This is a genomic window from Vibrio sp. SSH13-20 (assembly GCF_040104475.1).
In the GTDB taxonomy this organism is placed as follows: Bacteria; Pseudomonadota; Gammaproteobacteria; order Enterobacterales; family Vibrionaceae; genus Vibrio; species Vibrio harveyi.
Genome location: NZ_JBECOU010000002.1, coordinates 351,194 through 369,545, shown reverse-complemented (window position 1 = coordinate 369,545; position 18,352 = coordinate 351,194). Strand labels below are relative to the sequence as shown.

Genomic DNA, 18,352 nt, shown 5'->3' with positions numbered 1-18,352 from the left:
ATTAGCGCAGCTTTTTAATGCGTTCAGTTTGGCTGATCACGTCAGTAAGACGAATACCAAACTTATCGTTGACGACCACGACTTCACCGTGAGCAATCAAAGTACCGTTAACCAATACATCAAGCGACTCACCAGCCAATCGGTCCAACTCCACAACCGAACCTTGGTTCAATTGCAATAGGTTACGGATGCTGATCTGCGAACGACCGACTTCCATCGAAATAGTCACGGGGATATCCATGATGGTGTCGAGTTTACGACGCTCATCATCAGAGATTGGGCTAGAGGTGTCTTTCAACTCTTCCAGTGGCGCTGCCAATACTTCATCAACATCAATTGAAGGCGCAGACGGGTCCTCGCCAAGAGCGGCTGCCCATTCGTCTGCTAGCTTTTGATCGTCACTCGGTTCCATTTTTCTGTCCTGTGTTAAACCTTACTTGCGCACTGTGAGCTTGCTTTGTCCCTGCTGTGAGTACTAGCAGCTGTTGCGACTTAGGGAGTAAGGATTTCTTAATCGTCTGTATCGTCGTCATTCTCAAGCTCAGACATAATGTCTTTACCTAAGAAGGCTAAATCGGTTTTCACTACGTGTGGGCGTTCAATTTCTTCAGAAACTTGCACCGCAAGCTTGTCGTCAGAGCGTCCCATCTTCACGCGGTAAGTCGGTAAATCTTCGATGAACATGGTCGCATGTTCTGGCATTTCAATCGGGATCACATCGCCCGGTTGCAACTCCATCAAGTCACGTAGGGAGATGTCTTTCTCAAGCAGATTGACGCGGAAGTTAACCGGACAATCCATGATCTCTTCACGCAGTGCAGAGCTCCAACGAACGTCGGTTTCCATCTTGTCAGATTGAACACCAGCATCGAGCAATTCTCGAATAGGCTCAACCATTGAGTACGGCATCACCACATGGAAGTCACCACCGCCGCCATCCACTTCAATATGGAATGAGCTTACGACAATCACTTCAGTTGGGCTGACAATGTTCGCCATGCTTGGGTTTACTTCTGAATCAAGGTATTCAAATTCCACCCCCATGACCGGCGACCATGCTTCTTTGTAGTCTTCGAAAACAATCTTCAATAGAAGCTGGATGATGCGACGTTCAGTTGGGGTAAATTCACGACCTTCAATTTTGGCGTGGAAGCGACCATCACCGCCAAAGAAGTTTTCTACCAAGATGAAGACTAAACGCGCTTCCATGGTGATCAATGCCGTACCTTTTAGTGGACGGAAACGCACCATGTTCAAACTGGTTGGAACGTACAGAGTATTTTGGTATTCACCAAACTTCATCATCTGTACGCCGTTAATCGAGACCTCAGCGGTTTTACGTAACATGTTAAACAGGCTGATACGCATGTGTCGTGCAAAACGCTCGTTGATAAGTTCGAGCGTCGGCATTCGACCACGTACAATCCTGTCTTGAGACGAGAAATCGAAATTGACGGCACCTTCGGTGTCGTTATCTATGGGTTCATCAACGTCATCGACATCGTCAACCCCATGCAGAAGCGCATCAATCTCGTCTTGGCTTAATAGATCGGTCACGTTTTACCTATTGAATCACAAAATCTGTAAACAGTACTTTTTCAATCACTGGCTTACCAACAGCAGCATTGAGTGCAGCTTTGATATCGTCAGAAGCGCGGTCACGCAGCTCAACACGTCCCGTAGGGGAACGAAGCTGCTCAACGGTTGCCGATGCAAAAGTTGACAACAATGAACTCTCAATCAACGGAGAGTGGTAACGAGCTAATTGCTCATTTTCACTGCCACGCACCATCAATTGCGCTTTGATTTGTACCAGTCTGTCGCGACGGTCGCCCGTCACGTTAAAAATAAAGGGTTGCGCGATATTCACATAAGCGATCGGCTCAGCCGCTGTTTGCACTTGTGCTTGATCGGTCTGCTCCGCTTGCGCTGGCTCATCAGAGCCCATTAAGAAGAAAGCGGCGGCACCACCACCAACCAGCAAAACCACCACTGCGATAATGATGATCAGTAATTTACTTTTTCCTTTTGGCGCATCCGCACCTTGTAACTGTTCTTCTGCCATTACTGTCTCTTATTGTTCTGCTTTTTCTAGACCGCTATTTTATGCGTAAAAACTAATTCCATCACGCTTTGAAACGACATTCAAATCAAGATTCGTGTCGGCATCAAAGTTTTCATCTGACTGACCAGAAAATCCACGCCCTTGCCCGCCTTGACCATTCTGTTCAGCATTTGCGTAACCACTTTGCTGCTGTCCACTGCTCTGCTGCTGTACAGAAGAATCCGCCAGCTGCATACCTTGTTGTGCTAGCATCTCTCGAAGGCGTGGCATTGTCTGTTCGATCAAATCACGTGCCTGTGGATTCGCCACTGTAAAATGCACGTTAGCGAGATCGTTGTTCATTGTCATGCGAATTTGCATGCGCCCTAACTCTGGTGGGTCAAGACGAATATCGAGGTTTTTCAAGTTCTTCGACATCATCATTTGTACTTTTTCTGCCACCTGGTCATTAGCGAGCTCTTTGGTAAGCTGCAAAGGCAGTTGGGCTTGTTGAGCGGCATCCACTCGCGCTTGTTGCTGAGCCGTCACACCTTGTTGACCTGCTGCTGCTTGAAGTTGCCCCGCCAGTCCATGTTGTGGTTCTGGCTTATCTTGTTTACTGCTTGCTCCTTTTAGCGCACCGGCCGCAAGGCTCGCATTCATAACTTTCTTACTTAACTCTGCGCTTGATGTTGCGTGCGCGGTCGGATTCATGCTTGCAGCAACCAAAGCTTCTGGCATTGCTGACATAGCAGCTTTATCAACATTGGTCGCCACGGCTGGCTGCGCAGTGGCTTGTGCGGCTGCGTGTTTAGCGTCCTGAGCAACAATATGATGTGCTTGCTGAGCCGCCACTGCTGATGCTGCAACACGAGTCGGAGTGTGGGCCACCTGATGCTCCACCATCGCAGCTTTAACATCACTTGGCAAGGCGACAAACTGAGCAAGATCTTGTTCTGGAATATCCGCAACCAACTCACCCGTTTTTAACCCTTCAATCACATCAATTTCTTGTTTTGAAAGTGGTTTACCTTGTGCCAGTTTGGTATCGATGATGTGTAATTCATCAAGCGTAATTCGTTTAACAGGTACCGCTTCTGCGTCACCAGATAAGCCTTGTTGTAGTGCAGCCGAAGCGGTTAGTGCTTCAGCACCAGCAAATACTTCAGCGCCTTGCATTGTTTGAGGTTGCACGCCTTGCGCAACGACTTGACCATTCACTGCGGCTTGCGTAGTTGCATTCACCGTTGCTTCCGTATGGGCAGCTTGCGCACTAGGTGAATTCCAATCAATTTGCGCAGAAGCTTGAGCACTTGTTTGTTGTTGCACTAGGTTTGAGGCTTGTTGCTCAGTCATGTCTTTAGAAGCAACGACGACAGGCTTACCATTAGCATCGAATACGACCTTCTCATTACCAGTCGAAGAAACTGCTTCCCCTTGCTGGACAGACCCAGCAGCAAGAATCGCCTGCTGCTCAGGAGTGAGTGGTACACGTTGCGCCTTATCGTTCCCTGTTTGTGTAACATTAAGTTCTGGTGGCAAGGCTTTGCCGCTATCAACTGAAGACTCAGTAGGTTTAAGAGTCTGGTTGGCCTGTTCTATACGACCAAGAAGTTGCTCACCTTCTCCCATCGCGTTTTTTACATGAGCACTTTGAGCTTGTTCTGTATCAGCAACTTTTACGTTTTGAGTTTGGCTTGTCGTTGATGATGTAGCCGGAGCCGATACAGACTCAGACCCGTCTTCACTTTTCACAACATGCCCGTCTACCGACGAATTTACCGCAGCCACTGTTGCTGCCGAGCCTGGTTTTTCTGAATTGGCAGCTTGCTCATTATCTGCCCCCTCTGACGACTTCGTTGACTGATTATGTGTCAGCAGCGCATCGGTGGACTCTGACGATGTTGTTTTTTCACCGTCTGCCACGACTTTTTCTTGGCTCTCACCTTCTGAGCTTACCGATGCTACCTTTGCAGCGTCATCTGTGGTTTCTGCCGAAGCTTCTGACGCATCAGGTTTTAAGACGGCTTTTTCTGATTTTTGTGAATCGGTAAACACCCCTGCTAAGGTTTCAAAAAAACCTTTGCTTTCAGGGTCTTCTGCAGCAACTTTATTCGAAGAATCGGAAACCGAGACCTTACTGGTTGCAGAAACATTGGATAAATTCACATTCATATAGAAACTCTCGTTATCGGCAGCGCTGAGCATGGCGCTGTCGGATTGCTCATTGGCGGCAAACTTGGGTCATGAGACCCGTTACTGTCGGTTAAATTGCAAAAATCACGCCAACCTATAGTGTGGAATTTCTGACGGAGCAAAGAAGGGATACGGATGGAACAAAGATCAAACTTGCCGTAAATCTAGTGACTTTATTAATTTGACTACGGAGTCGTTGAGGAGTAAATAAAAAACCTCGCTCAACCTTTAAGGAATCGCTTTGAAAGTCACAGAATTACGCCAATACAAAATCAAAACTGGCAAAACAGAGCAATGGTTAACGTGGATGAAGGACGAATTACTTCCCTATCAACGCTCCAAAGGCATGCGCGTATTAAACACGTATGTTCATACAGGCGAAGATGGACATGACTACTTTGTTTGGCTGCGCGAATTTGACAGTGAACAAGCACGCCAAACACTTTACGCCGAAACCTACAACGAGTGGTGGATTCGAGAAATTCGACCAAAAGTGTTTGAGTTAATTGAGCAAGATTCCGTCAAAGTGACCTTGTTGGAATCGGTAGAAATGTAATCTACGCCAACATCGAGAGTAAGAACATTTAGAATCGTTGCGGTTTCCGGCTGTACAGTAAGGTAGAAAACTCATCCATCTGCTTTTGTTCGCGCTTGGCTTCCGCAATTTGCTTTTCCTTCTCGCGCTTTTCGATCATCCACTCATAAGACATACGCTCTTTACGCATGTTTAACCAGTAATCTTGGCAGTTAACCACCTGTTCTTTAAAGTGGCTTTCGGCTTGCTTTTGTTTGGAAAGCGTTTCATCAAGCTGGGTTAAAAAGCGATTCAAGTGGCCGTATTGGCTCGCAGTGAGTCCTGCCATACCACGATCTACCAGTTGCTGGCAGTAATCTAGACGGTACTTTTCAATCTGCTCAACTTGGCGGTAATAATCTTCTAGCTCTGTGCGAGCTTTATTGAGCGCTAATACTGCTTGGTCTTCGCGCTCTTTTGCCTGATCAAGTAGGAACTCCATGGCGTTATTCATGCGCTATTACCCACCCAAGATGCTCTTCAACATATTGACACACATGTCATAAGGCACAGACTCTTTCATGCGTTGCTGCAAGTATTCATCCAATTTTGGCTTGAGGGTAAACGCGCCATCGATAGCAGGATCAGTACCCGGTTTGTAAGCGCCAATCGATACCAGATCTTGGTTCTTACGGCAAATCGACAACACCTGACGGACCGCTTTCGACATCAATACATGCTCTTCAGTGGTGATTTGCGGCATAACACGGCTCACCGATTTCTCTACATCAATGGCTGGATAATGACCTGCATCCGCCATTTCACGAGACAACACAATGTGACCATCTAGGATCGCACGTGATGCATCGGCGATCGGATCTTGCAGATCGTCACCTTCGGTCAAAACAGTAAAGAAAGCGGTAATTGATCCTTGATCATCACCACCATTACCAGCGCGTTCCACCAGCGCTGGCAGTTTAGCAAATACCGAAGGCGGATAACCTTTGGTTGCAGGCGGCTCACCCACAGACAATGCAATCTCACGCTGTGCTTGAGCAAAACGCGTCAGAGAGTCCATTAGTAGGAGAACATCTAGTCCTTGGTCACGGAAGTATTCGGCAATCGTCAGTGCCGTTTGACAGCCTTTCAAACGCATCAAAGGAGAAGCATCGGCAGGTGCAGCCACCACCACAGAACGGCGGCGTCCATCTTCACCCAAAATCTCTTCGATGAACTCTTTTACTTCGCGTCCACGTTCACCAATCAGACCAACGACAACGACTTGTGCTGTCGTGCCTCGCGTCATCATACCGAGTGTGACCGATTTACCAACACCCGAACCAGCAAACAGACCGATACGTTGGCCTTTACCTACGGTCAACAAACCGTTAATGGCTTTTAAGCCGACATCAAGCGGCTCAGAAATAGGTTTACGTGCTAGGGGGTTTATTGGTTCGGCATTGAACGAAGCTCGATGCTCCGTGTAAAGAGGACCAAGACCATCAAGTGGGTTGCCCACACCATCAATCACACGCCCAAGCAGTTCCATTCCGACTGGCAAACCGGCTTCACTGGTTAACGGCGTCACTTTCGCGCCCGGTAAAATACCCGTGATTTGCTCACTCGGCATTAAGAAAAGGTTATCACCAGAAAAGCCCACGACCTCCGCTTCCATATGACCGGACATGGTCTCGACTAGACACAAACTACCAATCGGAGCACGACAGCCTGTCGCCTCTAAGGTCAAGCCTACAACGCGAACGAGCTTGCCTGAAGCAACTGGGCGCGTGGTTAGTCCTTCGATTTTGTAGTTTTTTAAACGGTCGGCCAAGGCTTGCATGGATTACTCGCCCCCTTGATGGCGGTTTGCGCCACAGAAGCTGTTCAACACACTTTTCACGCGTTCTTCCATACGATAGTTGATGCTCGATTCGCCAGCAGCAATCTGTACGTCGCCACGGTTTAATGACGGCTCAGCCACCAAAGTCCAGTTACGACAATCAAGTTCTTCTTCACCGTATGCAGAGCGAATGATCGCAACATCATCTGGGTTCAGGTGCAAGGTGATTGGATGACCAGAAATTGGAAGTGCTTCAACTGACTGCTTTACAGTATCGAGAATAATTTGAGGGTTGGTTTGCACTTCCACGTGTACCACTTCTTTAACTAGGCATAGCACCATGTCGACCAATTGCTTTTCAACCTGAGCATTCATCAACTCCAAAGGTTGAGCGAACTGGTTTGCCAAGTTCATAAAGGTTTCCACTTGCTGCTGGATATATTCTTGTCCAGCCGTTACGCCTTCGGCTTTGCCCAGTTCCAGACCTTCTGCATGACCAGCTTGAACGCCTTCTTCTTTACCTTTGTCGTAACCTTGCTTAAAACCCGCTTCTTGACCTTGATAGAGACCTTCTTGATAAGCGCCTTGCTTGATCAGTTCAATTTGTTCTTCTGTCAGTTCAAGCGCTTGTTCTTCTTCCGGTTCGTCAAAGTTTGGTACCCAACTCGGATCGTAGTTAAACGCAGTTTGCTTGGCTTGCTTTGCTTTTGGCTCGCCATAATCAGGCAAGCCCCAGCGCTGAGGTTCGATCATCGCATCGTCTTCATCAGGACGGATAAATCCACGTTTTCTATCGCCAGCCATGCTTAACCTACAATCTGTTTATGTTGAAACTTATGTTGAAAATAAAGTGCGTTATTTAAGGAAGTGCTTGCTCCTTCTCTCCCCAGCTTGAAGGAAGAAAAGGAACGAAGAAATGATTATAAGAACTCGTCCGCGCCACCAGATAGCATGATCTCGCCAGCATCTGCCATACGACGAGCAATTGCCAGGATCTCTTTTTGCGCCGCTTCTACGTCTGCTACGCGAACTGGCGGCATTGCTTCGATATCGTCGCGCATCATCTCAGCTGCACGTTTAGACATGTTCTTGAAGACTTTCTCACGTAGAGAGTCGTCGGCACCTTTAAGTGCACGCTGTAGGACATCTTGAGGAACGTCACGCAGCAACTTCTGAATGCCTTGGTCGTCCACTTCCACCAAGTTCTCGAATACGAACATAAGGTCTTGGATTTGTGTCGCCATGTCTTCGTCTTGGTCGCGAATTTGCTCCATCAAGATACCTTCGACGTTGTTGTCTAGGTAGTTCATGATTTCTGCTGCTGCCTTCAGACCGCCAATCTTCGCGGCTTGCGCACCCGCTTGACCTGCGAACTGTTTCTCCATGATCTCGTTCAGCTCTGCCAGTGCCGATGGCTGAACTTCTTCTAGGTTGGCAATACGCATCATCAGATCCAGACGCACACGCTCTGGGAACTGAGAAAGAATTTCTGCAGACTGATCCGCTTCTAAGTACGAAAGTACGATGGTTTGGATTTGCGGGTGCTCGTTGACAATGATGCTTGCCACTTGGCGAGGGTCCATCCATTTAAGTGAATCCAGACCTTTCGAGCCTGTACCCAGTAGGATTTGATCAACCAAGTTGTTTGCTTTGTCTTCACCCAGAGCAGCCACCAGCGCATTACGCATAAAGTCTTCGCTGCCCATACCGATGTTGGTGTATTTCTGGATGTCTTCTAAAAACGCGCGGTGCACACCAGACACTTTGTCTTGGCTTAGATCTTTAGCACGTGCCATCGCACTACCAACACGTTGAACTTGTTTTGGTTCTAAGTGACGAATAATGCCGGCGGCATCACCTTCATTCAGGCTGAGCAGCAAGATCGCCGCTTTTTCTTCGCCTGTCATGCTAGAGACATCAAACTCTGCAGGAACGCCTGCGCCGTTTTCATCTTGAGGTACGATATCGTTAGCCATTTTCGTTCATCCAGTTTTTCACAACTTGAGCAGCAAGCTCTGGCTCATTCGCCACCAGAGCACGCACTGCTTTGAGTACATCTTCATCTTTGTGAAGGTTAGGTAAATCGATGCTTGAGCCAAACTCAAACAGTTCACCGCTTTCGATGTCGCTACCAATTAGGCTGGTTTCGCCATCCGCACCAATTGGCAAGCCATCTGGTCCGTACATTTCGTCTTCGTCGTTGTTGGCTGGGTTGAGCAGTTTCTTCATTGCTGGGCGAACCAGTACCAAGATAACCACGATGATCACCAACGCGCTTGCAAACCAACGAACCCAATCGTTGAAGTTTGGATGCTCCCAAATTGGTGGATCAACCATTTGCTCAAGCTCTGGTTCAGCAAACTTGACGCTCAGAACGTTGAGTAAGTCACCACGACTTTGATCGAAACCAACCGTGCCGATCAGAACTTGGCGAATTGCATTAATTTCAGATTCAGACAATGGTGTATAAGTCACTTCACCAGTATCAGGATTCACGGTACGGCGGTCTTTGATCGCAACAGAAACCGTTTGACGAGCCAGCGTACCGGTTTGCTTACGTTCATGACTGATCGTGGTATCAAGCTCAAAGTTACGCGTTGATTCTTTACGTACCGAACCCTGACCAGTCAATGTGCCGTCTTTCATTTGCGCCACATCTTGAGGAATAGACGCATCCGCTGGCGGCTGGTTGCTCAATGCACCAGGAATGCCCGCGACCATGTTGCCATTGTTGTAATCTTCTAGCGCGTATTCGCTACGGGTTGCCGGAGTATTCGGATCGAAATTCTTACGGGTTTGCTCAACAGTACTGAAATCCATTTGGATATCCACCTGAGCGGTGTAGTTACCGAAACCCAAAATAGGCAAAAGCACTGAATCGATTTTCTCACGCAGGGCTTGCTCTTGGCTTCGCTCTAGCTCTTGCTCTTTACGACGAGCCGCAGACGCAGGGTCTTGAGAACCCGAGCTAAGCAGGCGACCGTGTTGATCAGTTACCGTAATACGAGAGGTCTTCATGCCCGGAACAGCACTCGCGACCATATCGACGATAGAATCCACTTCTTGCTGTTTAAGGTTCGCACCTGTGGAGAGCGTCAAAAATACCGAAGCAGACGCTTCTTGGTTGTGGCGAACAAACACACTGTGTTTTGGCAGGGCAAGCAGCACACGAGCTTTACGTACCTGCTTCATCTCTTCAATCGCTTGAGCAAGTTGGCGTTCACGGCTGAGCTTCAAACGTTCTTGTTCCAAACGCTGTGATACACCAAAGCCCATATCTTGCAACAGAATGTCATCGCCCGCCGCCGTCGCTTGGTTTACACCAGCACGCACCATGCCGAGCTTGATCGAATTATAGTCGCTCGCTTCTACCGAAATGGTATTACCATCTAGCTTGTAATTGATTTTTTGCTGGTCGAGGTAGTCCAGCACAGGGATCAGTTCTTCCGTTTCGTAAGCACCTAATGGGCGCATTTCCGGCTCTTTCACCCAGAAGAACAGCATCACGATCAGCGCAACACAGATAGAGATAGACAGCACTAACACGACCTGACGAAGTAAATCGAGGTCGCCTACTGCCATATCGAATTTTGACGCACTGCGTTCTTCAAGATCTGGGTTTTGGCTTTCCACATCCAGATCTGAGCCAGCAATCAGTGCACCATCTGCGCCGCCATCAGTGACGGTTAAATCTGTAGACTTGTCTGCCACACTTATTACCTAAATTACACTGGCATATTCATGAGATCCTTATAGGACTCAACGAGCTTGTTGCGGATTTGAACAGTGGCATCGAAAGCAACACTGGACTTGTTACGAGCAATCATAACGTCAGAAAGGGAAACATCGGCATCACCACGGTCAAAACGCGTTTGCAGGTCACCCGATGCTTTTTGAAGTGAGTTTACGTTATTGATGGCTTTTGTTAGGAGATCACCAAAATCTGCACCAACTTTCGCGCCTGTCGCCGTAGGAGCAGTGTTACTCGCTTCCACCATCATGGCGCGCATTTCTGCCTGAATACCATCAACTTTCATTGTCACCTCTAAGCCAAAAGTTTGACTATTAACTAAAACTGATTATTGACACAGCAATTACTGTGCCATAAGACAATAGTGCCGTAGTTTACCCACACTTTCGTCTTATGGCTATTTATGTGATTACTAAGCCGGAATATCGATACCAGCGTCACGCATTTTAGCAAGTTTGTAGCGCAGAGTTCGTGGGCTAATACCCAGTTTTTCTGCCATTTCTTTACGACGTCCGTTACATTCGATCAATGTTTCCAAAATAATGGCGTATTCTTGGTCACGGAGTTCCCCGCCTAGACCTTCGCCACCAGACGCTACTCGGTTGATTGGCTCTGCTTGTGCGACTGGCTTGACATCCGGTACGACCATTTCTGCATTCTGAACAACATGTTGCAGACTGTTTGCATCTTGCCAATCTACACCTTCTAGCAAAATATGTTCAGCATCTATGTCACCGTTTTCACTCAAAATCAACGCACGTTGAACCACATTATCCAGCTCACGAACGTTACCCGGCCATGGGTATTGAAGCAGCTTATCTAATGCAACTTGAGAGAACTTAGGCACAGGCATACCCATCTTGCTGCAATGGCGCTCAGCAAGATGCTGCGCAAGTGGCGAGATGTCACCTTTACGTTCGCAGAGTGCTGGCCATGCGATTGGGAAAACATTCAAACGGTAGTACAAGTCTTCACGGAAGTTTCCTTCTGAAACGTACTGTTTAAGATCGCGGTTGCTGGTTGCAAGTACGCGAACATCAAGCTTGATACTCTTACGACTGCCCAGACGCTCCACTTCACGCTCTTGTAAAACACGTAGTAACTTCGCTTGCAGACTCAAGTCCATCTCGCTGATTTCATCTAGCAAGATGGTACCGCCTTGTGCTTGTTCGAATTTGCCTGGACAAGCTTGAACTGCCCCAGTGAAGGCACCTTTTTCGTAGCCAAACAGCGTCGCTTCAAGCATGTTATCTGGGATCGCAGCGCAGTTAATGGCAACAAATGGACCATCTTTACGGTTTGAAGCGTTGTGAATGTAACGCGACATAACCTCTTTACCAGAACCGCTAGGACCTAAGATCATAACGTTGGCATCAGTGCGCGCTACTTTGTCAGCTAGAGCAAGCAGACGCAGACTTTTCTCATCTGCAACTACCGCGTCACCATTGTCGTCACTTTTAATTGGCGCGTAGCGACTTACCATGTTGAGCAAGACTTCTGGTGCAAATGGCTTCGCCATGTAATCAATCGCACCTTCTTTCATTGCCGACACGGCGTCTTCAATGTTTGCATAAGCCGTCATAAGCAGAACGGGCATATTTGGCCAATTCTGTTTGATATTACGGAGCAGCGCTAAGCCACCCATACCTGCCATTTGTACATCTGAAACTACGATGTCTACCGCGTTCGACTTCAGTTTCACCAAAGCGTCTTCTGCACAATCGGCTTCTAACCACTCATACCCAGCCAGAGCCAGAGTATCCACTAGGGCTTCACGAAGACCTTCATCGTCTTCTACGATCAGCACTTTGCTTTGCGCCATTATGATTCTCCAGTATGTGCTTGCACTCGCTCTAGCGGAATGCACATGGTAAAGCAGGCTCCATCACCCTGCTCTGAAATGAGTTCCAATCGACCGTCATGGGCACGGCAAACCATTTGAACAACAGCAAGTCCCAACCCCGTTCCTTGAGAACGCGTGGTAAAGAAGGGCTCCATAATTTTGGCTTGTAGTTCTTTTGGTATACCCGGTCCGCTGTCTTGCACAGAAATGCGCAGTTCACCGTTTACCGGGCGGAAAAAGACATCAATTTGCGATTCTTTGCCTGACATCTGAATCGCGTTCATCACTAAGTTACTCAATGCTGAAGCAATGGCATTCGCGTTACCTAATAGCTCAGTCTGCTCTTCCTCAACTTCTAGGAAGTAATCGATGCTGTTGTTTTTCAGTGCGGTTTCCACCATGGGCTGATATTCAGCCACCAGCTGAGCAATGTTAAATGGCTTAATGACTTTATTATCACCACCTTTGGCAAAAAGCAGCATATCATTAACCTGCTTCTCCAAATCGTGCAGTCGATCCATTAATTTGCTCTGAAATCGCTCTCTTGTCGCAGGAGGGAGATTCGGCGCACCTAAATTTGATGCATATAACATCGCACTTGATAAAGGCGTTCTAACTTGATGAGCGAGCGACGCCACCATACGACCGAGTGATGACAAACGTTGTAAGTCACTCACGCGAGATTGCAGTAAGCGGGTTTCTGTTAGGTCAGTGATCAGGATAAGCTGACCCGTCGCCGAGGCAGAGATGGCCAAACGCACTTTGCGACCATTGCGCAGTGAAATTTCATGACCATCATCTTCACGCGGATCAAAAACCGCTTGGATGATGTTGAACCATTTCTCGTTGACTAATGGAATCTCAAGAATTCGATGCGCTTCCGGGTTGGCTTCACGGACCACTCCGTGCGTGTCTAACAAGATCACGCCAGCCGGCATTACGTCCAGAACCTGTTTATAACGCTCTACCTGATTCTCTACTGAGTCTAAATGGGATTGGTTAGTGTTGTTGTCCATTCACTGCCTGTCGAATTGTCGCCACTTACAAACTAAAATAGCTTGGTAAGCAATTAGCGTACCAAGCTATTTTCTATATTTATCATAGCGTTATGCGAACGACAAGAAGTTGACACTAGGAAAATGGTGCTTTCGTTATCAGAAAAGATAACCAATCACCGTTGAAAGTGTGAACTTTGGCTATCAGATAAACCTAGCGCTGTAGGTTGTATTTACGCATTTTCTCAACCAATGTCGTACGACGCATACCGAGCATATCTGCCGCTCGCGCCACTACACCGCCTTGCGCTTCTAACGCTTGGCTGATCATGTTGACCTCCATATCGGCTAACAACTCTTTCAAGTTGACTCCTTCCGGTGGCAGTGCTTGAGGTGCATTCATGTTGTGGTCAAGATCGCTCTGCTCTTCAAAGCTGAAGTTTTCAGAGAAGATATCTTGGAATACATCACGCTCTTGCTCTTCCACTGTTGTGAATGGGTTCCCTTCAGGTTGGAACTCAGGAATATCACTGTAGCGGTATTTAGTCGGAAGATGATTCACGTCGACCAAGCTATTCGGGTATAGGATCACCATACGCTCAACAAGGTTAGCAAGTTCACGTACGTTACCTGGCCAGTTGTGTTCCATCAGCGAGTTGATAGCACGAGGAGTGAAGCAAATTGGTTGTCCGCCTTCCGCTTCAAGACGCGTCATTAGCTCTTGCAGCAGCAAAGGAATGTCTTGCTTACGCGCTTTTAGCGCAGGCATTTCAATTGGGAATACATTCAAGCGGTAAAAGAGGTCTTCACGGAACGTGCCATCGTCGATCATGGTTTCGAGATCACGGTGAGTTGCAGCTACAACACGAACGTTGACTTTGATCGTCGTATTGCCACCAACACGCTCAAAGCAGCGCTCTTGCAATACGCGCAACAGCTTCACTTGCATAGACATTGGCATATCACCAATCTCATCAAGGAAGATCGTGCCACCTTCTGCTAATTCAAAACGACCTTTACGTGCCGTTAAAGCTCCGGTAAATGCACCTTTTTCATGACCAAATAGCTCACTTTCTAAAAGCTCTGGTGGGATCGCACCACAGTTAATTGGCACAAACGGACCGTTGCGGTAAGCAGAATGATAGTGGATATTGCGCGCCACCACTTCTTTACCTGTCCCTGATTCACCCAAGATCAAGACGTTTGCCTCTGTACCTGATACTTGTTCAATCAAATGACGAACTTCTTGGATACCACGGCTTTGACCAACGAGACTGCGGAAAAGAGTGTTTTTGCGAGCACTTGCAACAACGTTCACACCTTTGCGACCAAGAAAGTCTTTGCAGTGACGTAACGCTTCGCTAAGTTGCGGATAGTTTAGAGGTTGCTCTAATTCACCGACAAAATTTGGCAAGTCATCAACAGGCAATGGGAAAGAGCCCATGACGAGAAGAGGGATATGGTACGCTTCGTTGAGTTGTGTCATTACTGCTGTCGCAGCCTGACCGGCAGAGATGTTAGCCACAATACAACCTGACCAAACACTAGACCAGTCTACATCGCCTAGCTGATCAGAACTGACAGCTTCGCAACTTTCTCCAACAAATTCCAATATATTGCTTATATTTAAACGACTTGGTGCGTCGTCATCGATTACAAGCAGCTTTGCCAAACCTTGCATAAGTAAGAATGATTGCCTTTATTATGGGGTTGTTGCGGCCAGACCTTGATTTGCGCAATTGAGTGTCAGAAAAGGTGGGACCACTCTCAATTAACGATAGACAAAATAGGAAAATCAGCAACAAAAAAAAGCCATTAGGGCCACTAATGACTTCTATTTTATTTGAATAAAAAAATAAGGCAACCAAGCAATAAAGAGGTGTGAGCTTGATTGTAACTTTGCTGAACGACTTGATGTGCAATCAGACACAATACCCTACCAAATCAGTAAGGTATTGTTTTCTTTATTAAATGCCTACTTCTGCAGCAGTTAGGTTGTGGAACTCAGTTGGGATCTGGTCCCACGCTGATTTGATCTCACGGATGATGTCGATAACGTCGTCGATCGGTTGAGGATCGTTTTGGTGGTTCGCGGCAGAAATCTGAGTGATCATAAACTCGTAAAGTGAATCTAAGTTTGAAGCAATGTCACCACCATCGTCCATTGAAAGGCAGCTGCGTAGCGCAATTATGATGTCTAACGCTTTACCTAGACGCTCGCCTTTTGCTGGAATGTTGCCTGCTTGCATTGCTGCTTTACCTTGGATCAGACGCTCAATCGCACCTGCCATTAGCATTTGAATGACTTTGTGCGGAGACGCCGCACTCAGCTGGCTGTCGACTGATACCTTTTTGTATGCTTGCAAAGAACCGCGCATAGTATTCCTCTTTTATATAAATTTTTTGTACTGCTGAAGCGAACGCTTACCATAACGGAACTTATGTAGCTCTTTACCAACGTTCGTGGTTTCGTTTTGCATCAGCTCAACAATTCTTTTGGTACGAGTGAGCAAGTCTTGCCACTCTGCTTCCTGCTTCACCAACGGATTGCTCTCGACAATGGGTAGCAGGTTTTGCAATAACCGTTCCCTGATATCGACCAAGCGAAGAATTTCTTCAGCATTAAAGTCGACTTTTTCTAGTTCTTGCGCAATTAGTTGATCAATATCACTAATTTCAATGAGTTCACTTCGCATCTATTGACCCAACGCGTTCATCAATGCGCCCAACTGCCCTTGCATCTTACCCGTGGCATCTTGCATAGCGGCAAACTTAGCGTGGGTGCGTTTTTCAAGGCTATCCATACGGCGATCTAATGCCGCTTGGTCATCACCTAAACGATAGTTCTGCTCAGTTAAGCTTTTTTCACGAGTACGAATACTGCCAGTAAACCCTGTAATGCCCTGAATCGCGTCTTCCACGCGTTTGGCAAAACCGGTATTACCACCAAAGAACTTTTCCAACTCGTTAAAGTTGCTGTTCAACTGGCGATCCAGCATGTCGTAGTTAATCTCTAATGTGCCCTGGCGTGTGGTCGTGATACCGAACTCGGTCAGGGATTTTAAATCTTCTGGTGCTTTGTCAATCGCCGTTGAGAATACCGCTTTCAGCCTCGCATCGGCATTACGCACTGTACTGTCGCCCGCAAGCGGTCCTTTCTGACCAGTGGTAGGGTCAACACTCGATAGTGCTTTCGATGTTTGGTAGAACGAGTTGTAAGCAGAGACAAAGTTTTCAATGTCATTACGCACGCTGCCGCGGTCGTATTCTACGCCGATTTCAGCAGGAGGTTTACCTACTTCGGACTTGCCTTTAAGGGTCAAGTTGACACCTTCAATAGCATCTTCAATCACGTTGTTGTGACTAGATAGCTGTGCAACGCCATCAAGCATCACTTGCGAGTCTTGCCCAGCTTGTACTTCCATCATGCCCGAGTACGCTTCAAAAGACTTCTCTGCTTCTGCGATTTTGGCTTCTGCTACGTCTATTTTTTCAAGACGTTCGCGCTCCTCTGGCTCAAGCTTGGCTCGATGAATTTGTTTTGCTTGCGCTTCAGTTAGCTCACCTCGTTCAACCTTTTGGTCAAGCTCTTGTTTTTCATCCGCAATCTTTTGTTCGATTTCCGCTTTTTCTTGTTCGAGCTGTTGTTTCGCTTCTTTCGTTGTTACGTATGAATCGGTGAGTGTGCCTGAGGCGGTGTTATCCCACCCAGGAACATCTGGCGCTTTCTCAATCGCTTTCTCATCCAGTTCGAGTTCCGGTGGACGGTAAGAATCGAGAAGTGTTCCTGAAGCCGTTTCAGTCCAACCGGGAATGCTGTCTTGTGGGCGCATACTTGCACGCTTGTTAGCGGCATCAATCGCTTCTTGTCCAGCTTTCGCCGCAGCAGCGCCGGATGCAGAGATCGGTTCATCGGATGCGCCATCTTGCGCACTTTCTACCGCTTTTTGTTCTTCAGGAGGTATAGGATTGCCGTCTGCATCCACCTGTTCTGGTTGGTCTGCATCGGTTGTTGATTCTGGTTCTTTTAGAGGTCCAAGTACGGCTTCAGCCGCTTCACGAGCTTCTTCAAGCGCGTTCACTCGGTCTTCTAGAGTTTTGTATTCGAAATGTTTCAGCGGGTTACCTGCATCGGCATCCACACTGACTTTAATTTGATGGTCCTTGCCCGATAGATTCGAAGCAAGGATCAAACGCGGCCCTTCTACGTCGTTAATAACGGAAGCACGTACGCCAGGGTTATCCTTAGCGCCGTTAATTCCACGAACGACATCAACTAGCTTAGAACTAGAACGGACATTAACGTCGAAGGTGTCATCACCAAGAGAAATCTGCAGCTTACCAGGTCCAAACTTAGCATCTTCTGGCAAAACGTCAGAAGCCACTTTATGACTCTGTGCAAGCTGCAACACATCGATAGCATACTTACCGGCTATAGCGTCTGTTGTTGCGGTCGCAGATACCACTGCATCGTCGGTAGTATCTACCGTACGAACAGCAAAAGCCTTCTCCTGACGAAAGTTCGTCATGAGATTCTTCATCGTATCCAACGATTCTCTGAGTCGCCCGTAGGCACTGATGCTGGCGTCAATTGTCGCACGCTCGTTGTCGATGCGTTGCTGCTTTGGCACACGCTCGGCATCCACAATTTTGCTGACCATGGAATTGATATCCATGCCGCCAGACATCCCCAAAGGGCCTAAACTCATCAAATCACCTCAAAAACGACTTACACCTTTTCAACTAACAAACCGCTGTTAGCTGTGTGTTCAGCTAGGCGACGCAAAACCACTAGCATTTCTTCATCAGGAATTTGACGAATAACATCACCGGTTGTGGCTTCGTATATCGTCACGACGTCTCGACCCGATTCTTCATCAACACGAAACGCCACTCCCTTATTCATGGCGTCGACAAATTCATTCATTTGCTTAACCATTTTTTCGCGTTCTTCTCTGTTCAGCTCTTGGCGGGTATCCGCCATTTCAAGTGCAGCTTGAACAGAGAGATCGCGTTCGGCATCGTTCGCTTTTACAGGCGAAGCGGTACCGTTTGAACTTGCTGTGCTAGGCGCGCCTACGCCATTTTCTTTAGCAACTTTTGTGCCACTCGGTGTGCCGTAAGGCTGGATGTTCGATGTGTAGGAGGATATTTCCATTACAATCTCCC

18 protein-coding genes are annotated in these 18,352 nt (G+C 47.5%); 1 reads left to right on the top strand and 17 read right to left on the bottom strand.

Annotation, left to right across the window (positions count from 1 at the left end; translation table 11 throughout):
• Position 1 precedes the first annotated feature (1 nt).
• The 4 genes from fliN to ABMY42_RS06885 form a co-directional block, all read right to left on the bottom strand.
• Positions 2-412: a flagellar motor switch protein FliN gene (gene fliN / locus ABMY42_RS06900; RefSeq protein ID WP_005448377.1), complete on the bottom strand. Its 411-nt coding sequence runs from the start codon at positions 410-412 to the stop codon at positions 2-4.
• A gap of 98 nt (positions 413-510) precedes the next feature.
• The gene (fliM, locus tag ABMY42_RS06895) at positions 511-1,557 is read right to left on the bottom strand and encodes a flagellar motor switch protein FliM (protein WP_005448375.1); all 1,047 of its coding nucleotides are present in this window, start codon (positions 1,555-1,557) and stop codon (positions 511-513) included.
• Positions 1,558-1,564: 7 nt separating this feature from the next.
• Complete coding sequence (gene fliL, locus ABMY42_RS06890) at positions 1,565-2,065, bottom strand: flagellar basal body-associated protein FliL (RefSeq protein WP_017189310.1); 501 nt, start codon at positions 2,063-2,065, stop codon at positions 1,565-1,567.
• Between the two features lie 39 nt (positions 2,066-2,104).
• Positions 2,105-4,219: a flagellar hook-length control protein FliK gene (locus ABMY42_RS06885; RefSeq protein WP_349266153.1), complete on the bottom strand. Its 2,115-nt coding sequence runs from the start codon at positions 4,217-4,219 to the stop codon at positions 2,105-2,107.
• Between the two features lie 262 nt (positions 4,220-4,481).
• Between ABMY42_RS06885 and ABMY42_RS06880 the strand changes: the two genes are divergently transcribed.
• Positions 4,482-4,796, top strand: a complete 315-nt coding sequence (locus tag ABMY42_RS06880) for an NIPSNAP family protein (protein WP_029790273.1) — start codon at positions 4,482-4,484, stop codon at positions 4,794-4,796.
• A gap of 28 nt (positions 4,797-4,824) precedes the next feature.
• Here ABMY42_RS06880 and fliJ read toward each other — a convergent pair whose 3' ends face one another.
• From fliJ to flaG, 13 genes are all read right to left on the bottom strand, one after another.
• Positions 4,825-5,268 (bottom strand): flagellar export protein FliJ, encoded by a 444-nt coding sequence (gene fliJ, locus ABMY42_RS06875; protein WP_005448369.1) that lies wholly within the window; start codon positions 5,266-5,268, stop codon positions 4,825-4,827.
• A 6-nt stretch (positions 5,269-5,274) separates the two neighbouring features.
• Positions 5,275-6,594 (bottom strand): flagellar protein export ATPase FliI, encoded by a 1,320-nt coding sequence (gene fliI, locus ABMY42_RS06870; protein WP_005448368.1) that lies wholly within the window; start codon positions 6,592-6,594, stop codon positions 5,275-5,277.
• A gap of 3 nt (positions 6,595-6,597) precedes the next feature.
• Positions 6,598-7,398, bottom strand: coding sequence for a flagellar assembly protein FliH (fliH, locus tag ABMY42_RS06865; protein ID WP_005448367.1), 801 nt, complete (start codon positions 7,396-7,398; stop codon positions 6,598-6,600).
• 116 nt (positions 7,399-7,514) lie between these two features.
• Positions 7,515-8,570, bottom strand: coding sequence for a flagellar motor switch protein FliG (gene fliG / locus ABMY42_RS06860; protein ID WP_005448366.1), 1,056 nt, complete (start codon positions 8,568-8,570; stop codon positions 7,515-7,517).
• Complete coding sequence (fliF, locus tag ABMY42_RS06855; protein WP_005448365.1) at positions 8,563-10,305, bottom strand: flagellar basal-body MS-ring/collar protein FliF; 1,743 nt, start codon at positions 10,303-10,305, stop codon at positions 8,563-8,565. Before fliF ends, fliG begins: the two co-directional genes overlap by 8 nt.
• Before the next feature lie 14 nt (positions 10,306-10,319).
• A complete protein-coding gene (gene fliE, locus ABMY42_RS06850) occupies positions 10,320-10,631 on the bottom strand; it encodes a flagellar hook-basal body complex protein FliE (RefSeq protein ID WP_005448364.1) in 312 nt (103 codons plus the stop codon).
• Positions 10,632-10,757: 126 nt separating this feature from the next.
• Entirely contained in the window at positions 10,758-12,167 is a 1,410-nt protein-coding gene (locus ABMY42_RS06845) for a sigma-54 dependent transcriptional regulator (RefSeq protein WP_005448355.1), read from the bottom strand.
• Positions 12,167-13,204, bottom strand: coding sequence for an ATP-binding protein (locus ABMY42_RS06840; RefSeq protein WP_005448353.1), 1,038 nt, complete (start codon positions 13,202-13,204; stop codon positions 12,167-12,169). The genes ABMY42_RS06845 and ABMY42_RS06840 overlap by 1 nt, the downstream gene beginning before the upstream one ends.
• Positions 13,205-13,397: 193 nt before the next feature.
• Positions 13,398-14,864 carry a sigma-54 dependent transcriptional regulator gene (locus tag ABMY42_RS06835; protein ID WP_005448351.1) on the bottom strand — a complete coding sequence of 489 codons (1,467 nt, stop codon included), beginning with the start codon at positions 14,862-14,864 and terminating at the stop codon, positions 13,398-13,400.
• A gap of 286 nt (positions 14,865-15,150) precedes the next feature.
• Positions 15,151-15,561, bottom strand: coding sequence for a flagellar export chaperone FliS (fliS, locus tag ABMY42_RS06830; RefSeq protein ID WP_005438665.1), 411 nt, complete (start codon positions 15,559-15,561; stop codon positions 15,151-15,153).
• A gap of 12 nt (positions 15,562-15,573) precedes the next feature.
• Positions 15,574-15,879, bottom strand: a complete 306-nt coding sequence (locus ABMY42_RS06825; protein WP_005448349.1) for a flagellar protein FliT — start codon at positions 15,877-15,879, stop codon at positions 15,574-15,576.
• On the bottom strand, positions 15,880-17,892 hold the full coding sequence (fliD, locus tag ABMY42_RS06820; protein ID WP_349266152.1) for a flagellar filament capping protein FliD: 2,013 nt from the start codon (positions 17,890-17,892) through the stop codon (positions 15,880-15,882). It lies immediately after the preceding gene.
• 20 nt (positions 17,893-17,912) lie between these two features.
• Positions 17,913-18,341 carry a flagellar protein FlaG gene (gene flaG, locus ABMY42_RS06815; RefSeq protein WP_005448345.1) on the bottom strand — a complete coding sequence of 143 codons (429 nt, stop codon included), beginning with the start codon at positions 18,339-18,341 and terminating at the stop codon, positions 17,913-17,915.
• Positions 18,342-18,352 lie beyond the last annotated feature (11 nt).